The organism is Bacillus sp. FSL K6-0994, from assembly GCF_038630815.1.
Lineage (GTDB): Bacteria > Bacillota > Bacilli > Bacillales > Bacillaceae > Bacillus > Bacillus safensis.
Map to the genome: position 1 here is coordinate 123949 of NZ_CP152043.1, position 16767 is coordinate 140715.

Here is a 16767-nt window from a genome sequence, read left to right on the forward strand (position 1 = left end):
TACGTAAAAAAACTTAAAATGGAGGAATTACAAATGGCTTTAAATATCGAAGAAATCATTGCTTCAGTTAAAGAAGCAACTGTACTTGAGTTAAACGACTTAGTAAAAGCAATCGAAGAAGAATTTGGCGTAACTGCTGCTGCTCCTGTAGCTGTAGCTGCTGGTGGCGGTGCTGCTGCTGAAGAAAAAACTGATTTTGATCTAGTACTTGCTGGTGCTGGAGACCAAAAAATCAAAGTTATCAAAGTGGTTCGTGAAATCACTGGTCTTGGCTTGAAAGAAGCTAAAGAACTTGTTGACAACACTCCAAAACCACTTAAAGAAGGTATTGCTAAAGAAGAAGCTGAAGAACTTAAAGCTAAGCTTGAAGAAGTTGGCGCTTCTGTAGAAGTTAAGTAATCTTCGCCTAATCTTTTGGGAAAGCTCGCTTTTACTGGCGGGCTTTTTCTTTTCTAATCTCCTGAAACGATTGAATCCAGAGGAGGTCCATTCACCATGAGTGACCACTATTATACGGAAAAGCCATCAGTGAAAAGCAATAAACAGACATGGGACTTCACCTTGAGAAACCGTACCTTTACTTTTACAAGTGACAGTGGAGTGTTTTCTAAGAAAGAAGTCGACTTTGGTTCAAGGCTTTTAATTGAAGCTTTCGAAGAACCTGATTTGGATGGTGATGTCTTAGATGTCGGTTGCGGTTATGGACCGATTGGCTTATCGTTAGCAAACGAAATGACTAGCCGTACCATTCATATGATTGATGTGAACGAAAGAGCAGTCGAACTTTCAAAGGAAAACGCTAAACATAATCGCATTGATAATGTCCGCATCTATCAAAGTGATTTGTTCTCGAATGTTCATTCCTCAGCTGCTTTTGCCTCTATACTGACCAATCCCCCAATACGGGCAGGGAAGAAAGTTGTACATGCGATCTTTGAAAAAAGTGCTGATCATTTATTGCCGGAAGGTGAGTTGTGGGTGGTTATTCAGAAAAAGCAAGGTGGACCATCTGCGATTGAAAAATTAGAGCAGCTCTTTGAAGAAGTCGAGGTTGTGCTGAAAAAAAAGGGCTACTATATCATCAAAGCTAAAAAAGTTTGACGCAGTTTCCTAGCTGTGTTAACATTATAAAATGCCAATGTGTATATTTTGCTTGATAGGCTTAAAAAACAACTATTTTGTATAAATTATGCATACTTGGGAAAACTAATAAAATCGGTATTTGTTTTTGGATGTGGTTTTCTTATTTTAGAAACCCTTTTTTCTTTTGTCTTGTAAAAGTATTTCTTTACTGACATTTGAAAGACAGAAATACTTTTTACACATATAATACGCATGATTTGAGGGGTGAATCAGTTGACAGGTCAACTAGTTCAGTATGGACGACACCGCCAGCGCAGAAGCTACGCACGCATAAGCGAAGTGTTAGAATTACCAAATCTCATTGAAATTCAAACCTCTTCTTATCAGTGGTTTCTTGATGAGGGTCTTAGAGAGATGTTTCAAGATATATCCCCAATTGAGGATTTTACTGGTAACCTTTCTCTTGAATTCATTGATTACAGCCTAGGGGATCCTAAGTATCCTGTAGCAGAATCAAAAGAACGTGATGTAACTTACTCTGCTCCACTAAGAGTAAAAGTTCGTTTAATTAACAAAGAAACTGGAGAAGTAAAAGACCAAGATGTGTTTATGGGTGATTTCCCAATCATGACAGACACAGGTACTTTTATCATTAATGGTGCGGAACGTGTAATCGTTTCTCAGTTAGTGCGTTCTCCAAGTGTATATTTCAGTGGTAAAGTAGACAAAAACGGTAAAAAAGGTTTTACTGCGACTGTCATTCCAAACCGTGGCGCATGGTTAGAATACGAAACTGATGCGAAGGATGTAGTCTATGTACGCATCGATCGCACACGTAAGTTGCCGGTTACGGTTCTTTTGCGTGCTCTCGGCTTCAGCTCTGATCAAGAGATTCTTGACCTCATTGGCGAGAATGAATACTTACGCAACACGCTGGAAAAAGACAATACAGAGAATGCAGATAAAGCACTTCTCGAAATCTACGAGCGCCTCCGTCCTGGAGAGCCGCCAACTGTTGAAAATGCGAAAAGCTTGCTAGACTCTCGCTTCTTCGATCCGAAGAGATATGACCTAGCAAATGTTGGACGCTACAAGATTAATAAGAAGCTTCATATTAAAAATAGACTGTTCAATCAAAAATTGGCTGAAACGTTAGTTGACCCTGAAACAGGTGAAATTCTAGCAGAAAAAGGTCAAATTTTAGACAGAAGAGTTCTTGATAAAGTTCTTCCATACTTAGAAAACGGCATCGGATTTAGAAAGCTTTATCCTAATGGTGGCGTAGTAGAAGATGAAGTAGAACTTCAATCTATTAAGATTTATGCACCGACTGATCAAGAAGGCGAGCAAGTGATCAACGTGATTGGAAATGCATATGTAGAGGAAGCTGTGAAAAACATCACGCCTTCTGACATCATTGCATCAATCAGTTACTTCTTCAACCTTCTTCATGGTGTAGGTGACACAGATGATATCGACCACCTTGGTAACCGTCGTCTACGTTCTGTAGGTGAACTTCTGCAAAACCAATTCCGTATTGGTTTAAGCAGAATGGAGCGTGTTGTTCGTGAAAGAATGTCGATTCAAGACACAAACACGATCACACCTCAGCAGCTGATCAACATTCGTCCTGTGATCGCTTCTATCAAAGAGTTCTTTGGTAGTTCTCAGCTTTCTCAGTTCATGGATCAAACAAACCCGCTTGCTGAATTGACGCACAAACGTCGTCTGTCAGCGCTTGGACCGGGTGGTTTGACACGTGAGCGTGCAGGAATGGAAGTTCGTGACGTTCACTACTCTCACTATGGACGTATGTGTCCGATTGAAACACCAGAGGGTCCAAACATTGGTTTGATCAACTCTCTATCTTCATTTGCAAAAGTGAATCGCTTCGGATTTATCGAAACACCTTACCGCCGGGTTGATCCTGAAACTGGTAAAGTGACACCGAGAATCGATTACTTAACTGCTGATGAAGAGGATAACTACGTAGTAGCACAAGCGAACGCTCAGTTAGCTGATGATGGTTCGTTTATCGATGATAATATCATTGCTCGTTTCAGAGGGGAAAACACCGTTGTTCCTCGAAACCGCGTTGACTACATGGACGTTTCGCCAAAGCAGGTTGTTTCTGCAGCGACAGCATGTATCCCATTCTTAGAAAACGATGACTCTAACCGTGCTCTAATGGGAGCAAACATGCAGCGTCAGGCTGTGCCTTTGATGCAGCCGGAATCACCAATTGTTGGTACAGGGATGGAGTACGTATCAGGTAAAGACTCTGGTGCTGCTGTCATCTGCCGCTATCCAGGTGTTGTAGAACGTGTAGAAGCAAAAAATATTTGGGTTCGCCGTTATGAAGACGTTGACGGACAACAAGTCAAAGGAAACCTAGACAAATACAGCCTGCTGAAATTTGTCCGCTCTAACCAAGGGACTTGCTACAACCAGCGCCCTATCGTAAGTGTTGGAGATGAAGTCGTTAAAGGAGAAATTCTTGCAGACGGACCTTCTATGGAAAAAGGTGAATTGGCTCTAGGACGTAACGTTATGGTCGGATTTATGACTTGGGACGGTTACAACTACGAGGATGCGATCATCATGAGTGAGCGCCTTGTAAAAGATGACGTCTACACGTCTATTCATATTGAAGAATATGAATCAGAAGCTCGTGATACAAAGCTTGGACCAGAAGAAATCACTCGTGATATTCCAAACGTTGGGGAAGATGCTTTACGCAACCTTGACGAGCGCGGAATCATCCGTATTGGTGCAGAAGTAAAAGACGGAGACCTTCTTGTAGGTAAAGTAACGCCTAAAGGTGTAACTGAACTAACAGCTGAAGAACGTCTATTACATGCAATCTTCGGTGAAAAGGCTCGTGAAGTTCGTGATACGTCACTGCGTGTTCCACACGGCGGCGGCGGAATTATCCACGATGTAAAAGTCTTCAACCGTGAAGATGGAGATGAATTACCTCCAGGTGTAAACCAATTAGTCCGCGTATACATCGTTCAGAAACGTAAGATTTCTGAAGGTGACAAAATGGCCGGACGACATGGTAACAAAGGGGTTATCTCTAAAATCCTTCCAGAAGAAGATATGCCTTATCTTCCAGACGGAACACCGATCGATATCATGTTGAACCCTCTAGGGGTACCTTCTCGTATGAACATCGGTCAGGTACTTGAGCTTCATATGGGTATGGCTGCACGTTACCTTGGCATCCACATTGCGTCACCAGTATTTGATGGTGCGCGCGAGGAAGATGTTTGGGAAACGCTTGAAGAAGCAGGTATGTCCCGTGATGCGAAAACAGTCCTTTATGACGGTCGAACTGGTGAACCATTCGACAACCGTGTATCTGTCGGAATCATGTACATGATCAAACTGGCTCACATGGTTGACGATAAACTTCACGCTCGTTCAACTGGACCATACTCACTTGTTACGCAGCAGCCACTTGGCGGTAAAGCACAGTTTGGTGGTCAGCGTTTCGGAGAGATGGAAGTATGGGCACTTGAAGCTTACGGTGCAGCATATACACTTCAAGAGATCTTAACAGTTAAATCAGATGACGTTGTGGGTCGTGTGAAAACATACGAAGCCATCGTCAAAGGGGATAACGTACCTGAACCAGGTGTCCCTGAATCATTCAAAGTGTTAATCAAAGAACTTCAAAGTTTAGGTATGGATGTGAAAATCCTATCCGGCGATGAAGAAGAGATAGAAATGAGAGATTTAGAAGACGATGAGGAAACGAAGAAAGCAGACGGATTAGCGTTATCTAATGACGAAGATGCTGCAGACCTCGCACCTGTCGATCTTGAACGTGACGCAGTCACAAAAGAATAGCAGAAACGATTAGAGCAAGTGACTAGGGTATAACCCGAAGATTAAAAGGGAGGTAGGCCCCTTGCTAGATGTGAACAATTTTGAGTATATGAACATCGGTCTCGCATCACCTGATAAAATCCGTTCTTGGTCTTTTGGTGAAGTGAAAAAGCCTGAAACGATTAACTATCGTACACTGAAACCTGAAAAAGATGGTCTCTTTTGTGAACGTATCTTCGGACCGCAAAAAGACTGGGAATGTCATTGTGGGAAGTATAAACGCGTTCGGTATAAGGGTGTTGTATGTGACCGTTGTGGTGTAGAAGTAACACGGGCAAAAGTCCGTCGTGAGAGAATGGGGCATATCGAACTGGCTGCCCCAGTTTCCCACATTTGGTATTTCAAAGGTATCCCAAGCCGTATGGGTCTTGTTCTTGATATGTCACCACGTGCGTTAGAAGAAGTGATCTACTTCGCTTCTTACGTCGTGACAGATCCGGGCAACACACCGCTTGAGAAGAAACAACTTCTTTCTGAGAAAGAATTCCGTGCTTATTTAGATAAATACGGTAATACATTCCAAGCAGCTATGGGTGCAGAAGCAATCAACAAACTTCTTCAAGATATCGATCTTGTAAAAGAAGTAGATACACTGAAGGAAGAGCTGAAAACTGCTCAAGGACAGCGCCGTACACGTGCGATCAAACGCCTTGAAGTATTAGAAGCCTTCCGTAACTCAGGAAACAAACCATCTTGGATGATTCTTGATGTACTTCCGGTTATTCCGCCAGAATTACGTCCAATGGTTCAGCTTGATGGTGGACGTTTTGCTACTTCTGACTTGAACGACCTTTATCGTCGTGTCATCAACCGTAACAATCGTCTGAAGCGTTTATTAGATCTTGGCGCACCAAGCATCATCGTTCAGAACGAGAAGCGTATGCTTCAAGAAGCTGTCGATGCCTTGATTGATAATGGACGTAGAGGCCGACCAGTAACAGGACCAGGAAATCGACCATTGAAATCTCTTTCTCACATGCTGAAAGGGAAACAAGGGCGTTTCCGTCAAAACTTGCTTGGTAAACGTGTTGACTATTCTGGACGTTCCGTTATCGTCGTAGGACCACATTTGAAAATGTATCAGTGTGGACTTCCGAAAGAAATGGCTCTTGAATTATTCAAACCATTCGTGATGAAGGAGCTTGTTGAAAAAGGATTAGCTCACAACATCAAGAGTGCGAAGCGTAAAATTGAGCGCGTGCAGCCAGAAGTATGGGATGTATTAGAATCAGTTATTCGTGAGCATCCAGTCTTACTAAACCGTGCACCGACTCTTCACAGACTTGGTATTCAAGCGTTTGAACCTACACTTGTGGAAGGACGCGCAATTCGTCTTCATCCACTTGTATGTACAGCCTACAACGCTGACTTTGACGGTGACCAAATGGCGGTTCACGTACCATTATCTGCTGAAGCTCAAGCTGAAGCTCGTATCTTAATGCTTGCTGCTCAAAACATTTTGAACCCGAAAGATGGAAAACCAGTTGTTACGCCATCTCAGGATATGGTGCTTGGTAACTACTACCTTACACTTGAGCGCAAAGGTGCTATCGGAGAAGGTATGGTCTTCAAAGATACTGACGAAGCCCTTCTAGCTTATCAAAATGGTTATGTGCATCTTCATACACGTGTAGCTGTTGCAGCTAGCTCGTTGAAGAATGTGACATTCACTGATGAACAGCGTTCTAAATTGTTGATTACAACAGTTGGAAAACTGATCTTTAACGAAATCTTACCGGAATCATTCCCATACATGAATGAGCCGACAAAGAGCAATATTGAAGAAAAAACACCTGATCGTTTCTTCCTTGAAAAAGGTGAGGATGTAAAAGCTGCGATCGAGAAACAAGAAATCAATGCGCCGTTCAAAAAAGGTATTTTAGGGAAAATCATTGCGGAAATCTTTAAGAGATTTCATATCACTGAGACATCTAAAATGCTTGACCGCATGAAAAATCTTGGTTTCAGATACTCTACTAAAGCCGGTATTACGGTTGGTGTGTCTGATATCGTCGTATTAGATGATAAGCAGAAGATCCTTGAAGAAGCACAAGCAAAAGTAGATAACGTCATGAAGCAATTCAGACGTGGTTTGATTACTGAAGAAGAGCGTTATGAGAGAGTTATTTCAATCTGGAGTTCTTCTAAAGATGTCATCCAAGGTAAACTGATGAAGTCCCTTGATGAAGTCAACCCAATCTACATGATGAGTGACTCTGGAGCGCGTGGTAACGCGTCTAACTTCACTCAGCTGGCTGGTATGCGTGGTCTGATGGCCAACCCGGCTGGACGTATCATCGAACTTCCGATTAAATCTAGTTTCCGTGAAGGTTTAACCGTATTGGAATACTTTATTTCCACTCACGGTGCGCGTAAAGGTCTTGCCGATACAGCCCTTAAAACAGCTGACTCAGGTTACCTCACGCGTCGTCTCGTTGACGTTGCACAGGATGTTATCATCCGTGAAACAGATTGCGGTACAGACCGTGGAATCTTGGCGAAGTCCATTAAAGAAGGAAATGAAATTATTGAGAAACTTGAAGAACGTCTGATCGGACGTTTTGCGAGAAAACCAATTGTTCATCCTGAAACAGGCGAAGTCATTGTAGCCGAAAACGAACTAATTGATGAAGATAAAGCACTTGAAGTAGTTGAAGCAGGAATTGAGGAAGTATGGATCCGTTCAGCATTTACATGTAACACGCCTCATGGTGTATGTAAACGATGCTACGGCCGTAACCTTGCAACTGGTACTGACGTTGAAGTCGGTGAAGCGGTTGGAATCATCGCTGCACAATCAATCGGTGAGCCAGGAACACAGCTTACAATGCGTACGTTCCACACCGGTGGGGTAGCAGGAGACGATATCACTCAAGGTTTACCTCGTATCCAAGAGCTATTTGAAGCGCGTAATCCGAAAGGGCAAGCGACAATTTCTGAAATTGATGGTGTCGTTGCTGAAATTAACGATGTTCGTGACAAGCAGCAGGAAATTGTGGTTCAAGGCGAAGTTGAAACTCGCTCATACACAGCTCCTTACAATGCACGTCTGAAAGTTGTTGAAGGTGACGCAGTCACTCGTGGTCAAGTACTTACAGAAGGTTCAATCGATCCGAAAGAACTTCTTAAAGTGACTGACATGACAGCTGTTCAAGAATATCTGCTTCATGAAGTACAAAAAGTATACCGTATGCAAGGGGTAGAAATCGGAGATAAGCACGTAGAGGTAATGGTTCGCCAAATGCTTCGTAAAGTGCGTGTCGCTGATGCAGGGGATACAGATGTATTACCAGGCACACTTCTTGATGTACATCAATTCACTGAAGCGAACAAAAAAGTACTATTCGAAGGCAAACGTCCTGCAACAGGCCGTCCAGTTCTTCTTGGTATTACAAAAGCTTCACTTGAAACAGACTCATTCTTGTCTGCGGCATCCTTCCAAGAAACGACTCGTGTCCTAACAGATGCGGCGATCAAAGGAAAACGTGATGAACTGCTTGGCTTGAAAGAGAATGTGATCATCGGTAAACTTGTTCCTGCTGGAACGGGAATGCCAAACTACCGTAAAGTTAAGCCGGTTTCGCAAGTGCAGCCGTCTGACGACATGGTTCCTGTAGAGTAATCTTTCTCGTGAGATTCCTATAAAATCATCAAAAAATGGTGAAGGATGTCAAGATAATCTGTCATACGATATTGACATCCTTCTGCCATGATGATAATATAACCAAGGTGCTCAAAATAAAACCTGTTACTTTGGAGGATATTCGATGTCTTATGATAAAGTATCACAGGCTCAATCCATTATTATTGGTACGAAGCAAACAGTAAAAGCTCTGAAACGAGATTCAGTTAAGGAAGTCGTCGTAGCGAAAGATGCTGATCCTGCTTTAACCGCTAGTGTATTGAAACTAGCGCAAGAGAAGGGTGTAGACATCTTAGTGGTAGATTCCATGAAAAAGCTCGGCAAGGCCTGCGGAATTGAAGTTGGGGCAGCAGCTGTTGCCATTATGTTATAGCGTACTTGTTTTGTTTTTGCATGTATAAAATGCAAAAGCATTGTTTTTTGCCTTTTGATGAACCACCTGGGTATGTGGGTTATAAAAAAAGTAATGAAGGGAGGAATAACAACATGCCTACAATTAATCAGCTAATACGCAAAGGACGCGTGAGTAAAGTTGAAAACTCAAAGTCACCTGCACTTAACAAAGGATACAACAGTTTCAAAAAAGAGCACACTAACGTAACATCTCCACAGAAGCGCGGGGTTTGTACTCGTGTCGGTACAATGACACCGAAAAAACCAAACTCAGCACTACGTAAATATGCTCGTGTACGTTTGTCTAACCTGATTGAGGTAACAGCTTACATTCCTGGTATCGGACATAACCTACAAGAGCACAGTGTAGTACTTATCCGTGGCGGACGTGTAAAAGACTTACCGGGTGTACGTTACCACATCGTTCGTGGTGCGCTTGATACTGCCGGAGTTGACGGTCGTATGCAAGGACGTTCTAAATACGGAACAAAACGCCCTAAACAAAGCAAATAATACAAACAAACATAAGGGTTTTTAGAAGTTGATATCAGATCAGTGGAGTCAGGCAGCTGACAATGATATTGAGATGAGAGACAGATAGAAATCCTTTTAAAAGAGAAGGGAGGCTATTCAGATGCCACGTAAAGGTCCTGTAGCAAAAAGAGACGTATTGCCAGATCCAATTTACAATTCTAAACTTGTATCTCGTTTGATCAACAAAATGATGATCGACGGTAAAAGAGGAAAGTCACAAACAATCCTCTACAAGTCATTTGATATCATCAAAGAACGTACTGGTAATGAAGCGATGGAGGTTTTCGAACAAGCCTTGAAAAACATCATGCCAGTTCTTGAAGTTAAAGCACGTCGTGTAGGTGGAGCTAACTACCAAGTTCCTGTAGAAGTTCGCCCAGACCGCCGTACTACTTTAGGTCTTCGCTGGTTAGTAAACTATGCTCGTCTTCGTGGAGAAAAAACGATGGAAGAGCGTCTTGCTAACGAAATCCTTGACGCAGCTAACAACACTGGTGCTGCTGTTAAGAAACGTGAAGATACACACAAAATGGCAGAAGCGAACAAAGCATTCGCTCACTACCGCTGGTAGGATTTATACCAAACTAAAAAAACTATTCCCTAATGAGGAAGGAGAAATTACCCAATGGCAAGAGAGTTCTCCTTAGACAAAACTCGTAATATTGGTATCATGGCTCACATCGATGCCGGTAAAACGACAACGACTGAGCGTATCTTGTACTACACTGGTCGTATCCATAAAATTGGTGAAACTCACGAAGGAGCTTCACAAATGGACTGGATGGAGCAGGAGCAAGAACGTGGTATTACAATCACTTCTGCTGCTACTACAGCACAATGGAAGGGTTACCGTGTAAACATCATCGATACACCAGGACACGTAGACTTCACTGTTGAAGTTGAACGTTCTTTACGTGTACTTGATGGTGCGGTTGCTGTTCTTGATGCACAATCAGGTGTAGAGCCACAAACTGAAACAGTTTGGCGCCAAGCAACAACTTACGGAGTACCTCGTATCGTATTCGTTAACAAAATGGATAAAACTGGTGCGGACTTCCTTTACTCTGTAAGCACATTAAGAGATCGTCTTCAAGCGAACGCTCATGCAATTCAATTGCCGATCGGCGCTGAAGATCAATTCGAAGGAATCATCGACCTTGTAGAAAACGTAGCATACTTCTACGAAGATGACCTTGGAACTCGCTCTGATGCTAAAGAAATCCCTGCTGAGTATAAAGACAAAGCTGAAGAGCTTCGCAGCAGCCTAATTGAAGCTGTTGCTGAGCTTGATGAAGAGCTTATGGAAAAATACCTTGAGGGTGAAGAAATCACAATTCCTGAATTGAAAGCTGCAATCCGTAAAGGAACATTGAATGTTGAATTCTACCCAGTTCTTGTTGGATCTGCTTTCAAAAACAAAGGTGTTCAGCTTGTACTTGACGCTGTGCTTGACTACCTTCCTGCACCAACTGATGTTGCTGCAATTAAAGGTATCCTGCCAGATTCAAATGAAGAGGTTGTTCGTGAGTCTACTGATGACGCACCATTCGCAGCTCTTGCATTTAAAGTTATGACTGACCCTTATGTTGGGAAACTAACTTTCTTCCGCGTATACTCTGGAACACTTGATTCTGGTTCATACGTGAAGAACTCTTCTAAGAACAAGCGTGAACGTGTTGGACGTATCCTTCAAATGCACGCAAACAGCCGTGAAGAAATCTCTACTGTATATGCAGGGGATATCGCAGCAGCTGTAGGTCTTAAAGATACATCTACTGGTGATACTCTTTGTGACGAGAAAAATCTTGTTATCCTTGAGTCTATGGAATTCCCAGAGCCAGTTATCGATGTAGCTATCGAGCCTAAATCTAAGGCTGACCAAGATAAAATGAGTATCGCTTTAGCTAAACTAGCTGAAGAGGATCCAACATTCCGTACACAAACAAACCCTGAAACTGGTCAAACGATCATCTCTGGTATGGGTGAGCTTCACCTTGATATCATTGTTGACCGTATGAAGCGTGAGTTCAAGGTTGAAGCTAACGTAGGTGCTCCTCAAGTTGCGTACCGTGAAACATTCCGTTCTGGTGCAAAAGTTGAAGGTAAATTCGTACGTCAGTCTGGTGGACGCGGTCAGTTCGGACACGTTTGGATTGAATTCGAACCAAACGAAGAAGGCGCAGGATTCGAATTTGAAAATGCAATCGTCGGTGGGGTTGTTCCACGTGAATACATCCCAGCAATTCAAGCAGGTCTTGAAGATTCACTTGAAAATGGTGTATTAGCTGGATTCCCATTAATCGACATCAAAGCAAAATTATTTGATGGATCTTACCACGATGTTGACTCGAACGAAATGGCGTTCAAAATTGCTGCATCTATGGCATTGAAAAATGCTGTCAGCAAATGTAACCCAGTTCTACTTGAGCCAATGATGAAAGTGGAAGTTGTTATCCCTGAAGAATACATGGGAGACATCATGGGTGATATCACATCTCGTCGTGGACGTGTAGAAGGTATGGAAGCTCGTGGTAACGCTCAAGTTGTTCGCGCTATGGTTCCACTTTCTGAAATGTTCGGATATGCTACTGCACTCCGTTCTAACACACAAGGACGCGGTACTTTCACTATGCACATGGATCACTACGAAGAAGTGCCTAAGAGCATCAGTGAAGAAATCATCAAAAAAAATAAAGGTGAATAATTGATTTTGCCTTTAAACTAAAGTATAACTACTATTGAAGATCAGAAAGTGAGAGGTAACTCTTCACTTTCTATCACTCTATACCAAATACAATGAACCTTTAAGGAGGATTTTTAGAATGGCTAAAGAAAAATTCGACCGTTCCAAATCGCATGCTAACATTGGTACAATTGGACACGTTGACCATGGTAAAACAACTCTAACTGCTGCTATCTCAACAGTTCTTCATAAGAAATCTGGTAAAGGTACAGCTATGGCTTATGACCAAATCGATGGTGCTCCAGAAGAGCGCGAGCGTGGAATCACAATCTCAACTGCACACGTTGAGTATGAAACTGAAACTCGTCACTATGCACACGTAGACTGCCCAGGACACGCTGACTATGTTAAAAACATGATCACTGGTGCTGCTCAAATGGACGGCGCGATCTTAGTAGTATCTGCTGCTGATGGTCCAATGCCACAAACACGTGAGCACATCCTACTTTCTCGTAACGTAGGTGTACCATACATCGTAGTATTCCTTAACAAATGTGACATGGTTGACGATGAAGAGTTACTTGAACTTGTTGAAATGGAAGTTCGTGACCTTCTTTCTGACTATGACTTCCCTGGTGACGATGTACCAGTTATCAAAGGTTCTGCTCTTAAAGCTCTTGAAGGAGATGCTGATTACGAAGCAAAAATCTTTGAACTTATGGATGCGGTTGATGAGTACATCCCAACTCCAGAGCGTGACACTGAGAAGCCATTCATGATGCCAGTTGAGGACGTATTCTCAATCACTGGTCGTGGAACAGTTGCTACTGGTCGTGTTGAGCGTGGACAAGTTAAAGTCGGTGACGAAGTTGAAATCATCGGTCTTCAAGAAGAAAACGGTAAAACAACTGTTACAGGTGTTGAAATGTTCCGTAAACTTCTTGACTACGCTGAAGCTGGTGACAACATCGGTGCACTACTTCGTGGTGTATCTCGTGAAGATATCCAACGTGGTCAAGTACTTGCTAAACCAGGTACAATCACTCCACACAGCCGTTTCAAAGCTGAAGTTTATGTACTTTCTAAAGAAGAGGGTGGACGTCATACTCCATTCTTCGCTAACTACCGTCCGCAGTTCTACTTCCGTACAACTGACGTAACTGGTATCGTACATCTTCCAGAAGGTACTGAAATGGTAATGCCTGGCGATAACACTGAGATGGAAGTTGAACTTATCTCTACTATCGCTATCGAAGAAGGAACTCGTTTCTCTATCCGTGAGGGTGGACGTACTGTAGGTTCTGGTGTCGTTTCAACTATCATTAAGTAATAAACATACAAAAGAGACTCCTTGCAAAAGGGTCTCTTTTTTTGCTTTTCCAGATCAGAACGGCTACTATAAGCTATAGAATCTAAATGGAACCGAGAGGATCGCTGGAATGGTAAAGACATACTTGAAAAAATGGTCGATCGGCGGGATTGACCAATGGATTATGATGAAAGAAGACCAGACGAGTGAAACGAAGCCTGTACTTTTATTTTTGCACGGCGGGCCCGGCTCGGCTCAAATCAGTTATATTGATTCCTTTCACGGGGAACTTGATCAGGACTTTACAGTTGTCCATTGGGATCAGAGAGGTGCAGGACTTTCCTATCAAGAGAATCTTCCCGATGCATCGATGACCATTCAGCAATTTATTGAAGACACGATTGAACTGACAGAGAAGCTTCTAACTTATCTAGGTCATTCAAAATTGTATATCGCAGGATACTCGTGGGGATCATTAATTGCCATACAAGCAGTACATAAGCGTCCAGATCTTTATCATGCATATTACGGGATTAGTCAGGTAGTAGATGTGTTAAAGGAAGATATCGTATCGTACGAGCTCCTTTTGAAGAAATATCATCGCAATCGGCTGTTTACTGGGTGTCTGCGATTACTGACGCCTCCTCCATGGAAACGGACATCAGCTCATGCCTTGTTTTCTCTATATAAAGAGTTTGCGAGCGTAGGTCTCACACATAGATGGAAACCGGTTTTTCAAATGCTAAAAGGGTTTCTTTTTAGTAAGCAATATCAGCTTAAAGATAAATGGAAGTTCATGAAAGGACAGAAGTTTAGTCAAGACAAGCTATGGGATCAGCTAATGAATGAGAGTATTCAATTCCGAGTTTCTACTATATTAATACCGTGCTACTTTCTCATTGGCGATCACGACATGATTACACCAGCTGCTGTATCAAAACCATATGTTGATCAATTAAAAGCACCAATCAAAGAATGGTTTACCTTTAAAGACTCTGCACATTCCCCGCACATTGAGGAACCAGATGAATTTATACGTATCATAAGAAAGACTGCTATACATCATCTTCAGGGAAAGCTTGATTTATAGGCTGAATCCCTGTATAATATGAAAAGTGTGCAAATCATAAATTTATCCGATTTATTATTGCAACACGCAGGCCAATTTGGTACAATAGTGCATGTTGGTCTTTGACTGCGATGAAGTGAGAGGTTGCTGACACACCCGGCCGCTTTGCCATGGCGAGGTGATCAGGTTTTTCTCACGGAGAACTGTCTAACGTAAGTAGGCGAAAAGGAGGGAAAATAATGGCAAAACAAAAAATTCGTATTCGTTTAAAAGCATATGATCATAGAATTCTTGATCAATCTGCTGAGAAGATTGTTGAAACGGCTAAGCGTTCTGGTGCTAGTGTATCTGGTCCAATTCCGCTTCCAACTGAAAAATCAGTTTACACAATCCTTCGTGCGGTGCATAAGTACAAAGATTCTCGTGAGCAATTCGAGATGCGTACTCACAAACGTCTAATCGACATCGTGAATCCAACTCCGCAAACAGTTGATGCACTTATGCGTTTAGATTTACCATCTGGTGTAGATATCGAAATCAAACTTTAATTCAAATAGAAAACACATATTATAGGAGGTGTGACGAATGACCAAAGGAATCTTAGGTAGAAAAATTGGTATGACGCAAGTATTCGCAGAAAACGGTGATCTTATCCCTGTAACTGTTGTTGAGGCTGCTGCTAACGTTGTTCTTCAAAAGAAGACTGTTGACACGGATGGCTATGAAGCAATCCAAATCGGTTTTGATGACAAACGTGAAAAGCTTTCTAACAAACCAGAGAAAGGCCACGTTGCTAAAGCGGAAACTGCTCCTAAGCGCTTCGTAAAAGAATTACGCGGTGCGGAGTTAGATGCGTATGAAGTTGGTCAGGAAGTCAAAGTTGATATTTTCGCAAATGGAGATATCGTAGATGTAACAGGAACATCAAAAGGTAAAGGATTCCAAGGGGCTATCAAACGCCACGGACAATCACGCGGACCAATGACTCACGGTTCACGTTACCACCGTCGTCCTGGTTCAATGGGACCTGTTGATCCAAACCGTGTATTCAAAGGTAAACTTCTTCCAGGTCGTATGGGCGGAGAGCAAATTACTGTCCAAAACCTTGAGATCGTTAAAGTTGATGCAGAACGCAATCTTCTATTGATCAAAGGAAACGTACCAGGAGCTAAAAAATCTCTAGTAACTGTAAAGAGTGCAGTTAAATCTAAATAACTCTCTTAGGAAAGGAGGAAACAAGTCATGCCAAAAGTAGCATTATATAACCAAAACGGTTCTACTAACGGTGAAATCGAATTAAACGCTTCTGTGTTTGGAATCGAGCCAAACGAAAGCGTAGTATTCGATGCTATTCTTATGCAAAGAGCTTCCTTACGTCAAGGAACTCACAAAGTAAAAACTCGTTCTGAAGTACGTGGCGGAGGTCGTAAGCCTTGGAGACAGAAGGGTACAGGTCGTGCTCGTCAAGGTTCTATCCGTTCACCACAATGGCGCGGAGGCGGTATCGTATTCGGTCCAACACCACGCAGTTATTCTTATAAATTACCTAAAAAAGTTCGCCGCTTGGCTATCAAGTCAGTATTGTCTTCTAAAGTAATCGACAACAACATCATCGTTCTTGAAGATCTGACTCTTGATGCAGTGAAAACGAAAGAATTCGCAGGCATCCTTAAAGGATTATCTGTCGAGAAGAAAGCGTTGATCGTCACTGCGGATGCAAACGAAACAGTTGCTTTATCTGCTCGTAACATCCCTGGAGTAACAGTTGTTGAAGCTAACGGTATCAACGTTCTTGACGTTGTCAACCACGACAAACTTCTGATCACTAAAGCAGCGGTTGAAAAAGTAGAGGAGGGACTTGCATAATGAAAGATCCTCGTGATGTTCTAAAGCGCCCTATCATTACTGAACGTTCTGCTGATCTAATGACAGAGAAGAAGTACACGTTCGAAGTTGATGTCAGAGCTAACAAAACAGAAGTGAAAGACGCTGTTGAAGAAATCTTTGGAGTGAAAGTTGAGAAAGTCAACGTTCAAAACTACAAAGGAAAATCAAAACGCGTTGGACGCTACACTGGTATGACTAGCCGTCGCAGAAAAGCGATCGTGAAATTAACTGCTGACAGCAAAGAAATCGAAATTTTTGAAGCGTAAATCTTA

General features: G+C 42.4%; 14 protein-coding genes. All 14 read left to right on the plus strand.

Annotated features, from left to right (window positions below; all coding sequences use genetic code 11):
* Positions 1 to 33 precede the first annotated feature (33 nt).
* The 14 genes from rplL to rplW all read left to right on the plus strand — a co-directional run bounded on the left by rplL (position 34) and on the right by rplW (position 16761).
* Positions 34 to 399, plus strand: a complete 366-nt coding sequence (gene rplL, locus MHB69_RS00680; protein ID WP_008345418.1) for a 50S ribosomal protein L7/L12 — start codon at positions 34 to 36, stop codon at positions 397 to 399.
* Between the two features lie 96 nt (positions 400 to 495).
* Positions 496 to 1101, plus strand: coding sequence for a class I SAM-dependent methyltransferase (locus MHB69_RS00685; RefSeq protein ID WP_034283897.1), 606 nt, complete (start codon positions 496 to 498; stop codon positions 1099 to 1101).
* Between the two features lie 255 nt (positions 1102 to 1356).
* Entirely contained in the window at positions 1357 to 4938 is a 3582-nt protein-coding gene (gene rpoB, locus MHB69_RS00690; protein WP_024425866.1) for a DNA-directed RNA polymerase subunit beta, read from the plus strand.
* 61 nt (positions 4939 to 4999) lie between these two features.
* A complete protein-coding gene (gene rpoC, locus MHB69_RS00695; RefSeq protein ID WP_081123878.1) occupies positions 5000 to 8599 on the plus strand; it encodes a DNA-directed RNA polymerase subunit beta' in 3600 nt (1199 codons plus the stop codon).
* Between the two features lie 145 nt (positions 8600 to 8744).
* On the plus strand, positions 8745 to 8993 hold the full coding sequence (locus tag MHB69_RS00700) for a 50S ribosomal protein L7ae-like protein (RefSeq protein WP_024425593.1): 249 nt from the start codon (positions 8745 to 8747) through the stop codon (positions 8991 to 8993).
* 113 nt (positions 8994 to 9106) lie between these two features.
* Complete coding sequence (rpsL, locus tag MHB69_RS00705) at positions 9107 to 9526, plus strand: 30S ribosomal protein S12 (RefSeq protein WP_003216962.1); 420 nt, start codon at positions 9107 to 9109, stop codon at positions 9524 to 9526.
* Between the two features lie 121 nt (positions 9527 to 9647).
* Complete coding sequence (gene rpsG, locus MHB69_RS00710) at positions 9648 to 10118, plus strand: 30S ribosomal protein S7 (protein WP_003216884.1); 471 nt, start codon at positions 9648 to 9650, stop codon at positions 10116 to 10118.
* A gap of 54 nt (positions 10119 to 10172) precedes the next feature.
* The gene (fusA, locus tag MHB69_RS00715; RefSeq protein ID WP_024425594.1) at positions 10173 to 12251 is read left to right on the plus strand and encodes an elongation factor G; all 2079 of its coding nucleotides are present in this window, start codon (positions 10173 to 10175) and stop codon (positions 12249 to 12251) included.
* Positions 12252 to 12369: 118 nt separating this feature from the next.
* Positions 12370 to 13560, plus strand: coding sequence for an elongation factor Tu (gene tuf, locus MHB69_RS00720; protein ID WP_034283892.1), 1191 nt, complete (start codon positions 12370 to 12372; stop codon positions 13558 to 13560).
* Positions 13561 to 13669: 109 nt separating this feature from the next.
* Positions 13670 to 14629 (plus strand): alpha/beta hydrolase, encoded by a 960-nt coding sequence (locus MHB69_RS00725; RefSeq protein WP_034283889.1) that lies wholly within the window; start codon positions 13670 to 13672, stop codon positions 14627 to 14629.
* A 218-nt stretch (positions 14630 to 14847) separates the two neighbouring features.
* On the plus strand, positions 14848 to 15156 hold the full coding sequence (gene rpsJ / locus MHB69_RS00730; RefSeq protein WP_003156464.1) for a 30S ribosomal protein S10: 309 nt from the start codon (positions 14848 to 14850) through the stop codon (positions 15154 to 15156).
* A 37-nt stretch (positions 15157 to 15193) separates the two neighbouring features.
* On the plus strand, positions 15194 to 15823 hold the full coding sequence (rplC, locus tag MHB69_RS00735) for a 50S ribosomal protein L3 (protein ID WP_024425597.1): 630 nt from the start codon (positions 15194 to 15196) through the stop codon (positions 15821 to 15823).
* 27 nt (positions 15824 to 15850) lie between these two features.
* Positions 15851 to 16474 carry a 50S ribosomal protein L4 gene (gene rplD / locus MHB69_RS00740; RefSeq protein ID WP_024425598.1) on the plus strand — a complete coding sequence of 208 codons (624 nt, stop codon included), beginning with the start codon at positions 15851 to 15853 and terminating at the stop codon, positions 16472 to 16474.
* Positions 16474 to 16761, plus strand: coding sequence for a 50S ribosomal protein L23 (rplW, locus tag MHB69_RS00745; protein WP_003217016.1), 288 nt, complete (start codon positions 16474 to 16476; stop codon positions 16759 to 16761). Before rplD ends, rplW begins: the two co-directional genes overlap by 1 nt.
* Positions 16762 to 16767 lie beyond the last annotated feature (6 nt).

Excerpts from the sequence above, each read along its gene's own strand:
- rplL (WP_008345418.1), top strand. The coding sequence starts at position 34 with ATGGCTTTAAATATCGAAGAAATCATTGCTTCAGTTAAAGAAGCAACT.
- MHB69_RS00685 (WP_034283897.1), top strand. The coding sequence starts at position 496 with ATGAGTGACCACTATTATACGGAAAAGCCATCAGTGAAAAGCAATAAA.
- MHB69_RS00700 (WP_024425593.1), top strand. The coding sequence starts at position 8,745 with ATGTCTTATGATAAAGTATCACAGGCTCAATCCATTATTATTGGTACG.
- rpsL (WP_003216962.1), top strand. The coding sequence starts at position 9,107 with ATGCCTACAATTAATCAGCTAATACGCAAAGGACGCGTGAGTAAAGTT.
- rpsG (WP_003216884.1), top strand. The coding sequence starts at position 9,648 with ATGCCACGTAAAGGTCCTGTAGCAAAAAGAGACGTATTGCCAGATCCA.
- fusA (WP_024425594.1), top strand. The coding sequence starts at position 10,173 with ATGGCAAGAGAGTTCTCCTTAGACAAAACTCGTAATATTGGTATCATG.
- tuf (WP_034283892.1), top strand. The coding sequence starts at position 12,370 with ATGGCTAAAGAAAAATTCGACCGTTCCAAATCGCATGCTAACATTGGT.
- MHB69_RS00725 (WP_034283889.1), top strand. The coding sequence starts at position 13,670 with ATGGTAAAGACATACTTGAAAAAATGGTCGATCGGCGGGATTGACCAA.
- rpsJ (WP_003156464.1), top strand. The coding sequence starts at position 14,848 with ATGGCAAAACAAAAAATTCGTATTCGTTTAAAAGCATATGATCATAGA.
- rplC (WP_024425597.1), top strand. The coding sequence starts at position 15,194 with ATGACCAAAGGAATCTTAGGTAGAAAAATTGGTATGACGCAAGTATTC.
- rplD (WP_024425598.1), top strand. The coding sequence starts at position 15,851 with ATGCCAAAAGTAGCATTATATAACCAAAACGGTTCTACTAACGGTGAA.
- rplW (WP_003217016.1), top strand. The coding sequence starts at position 16,474 with ATGAAAGATCCTCGTGATGTTCTAAAGCGCCCTATCATTACTGAACGT.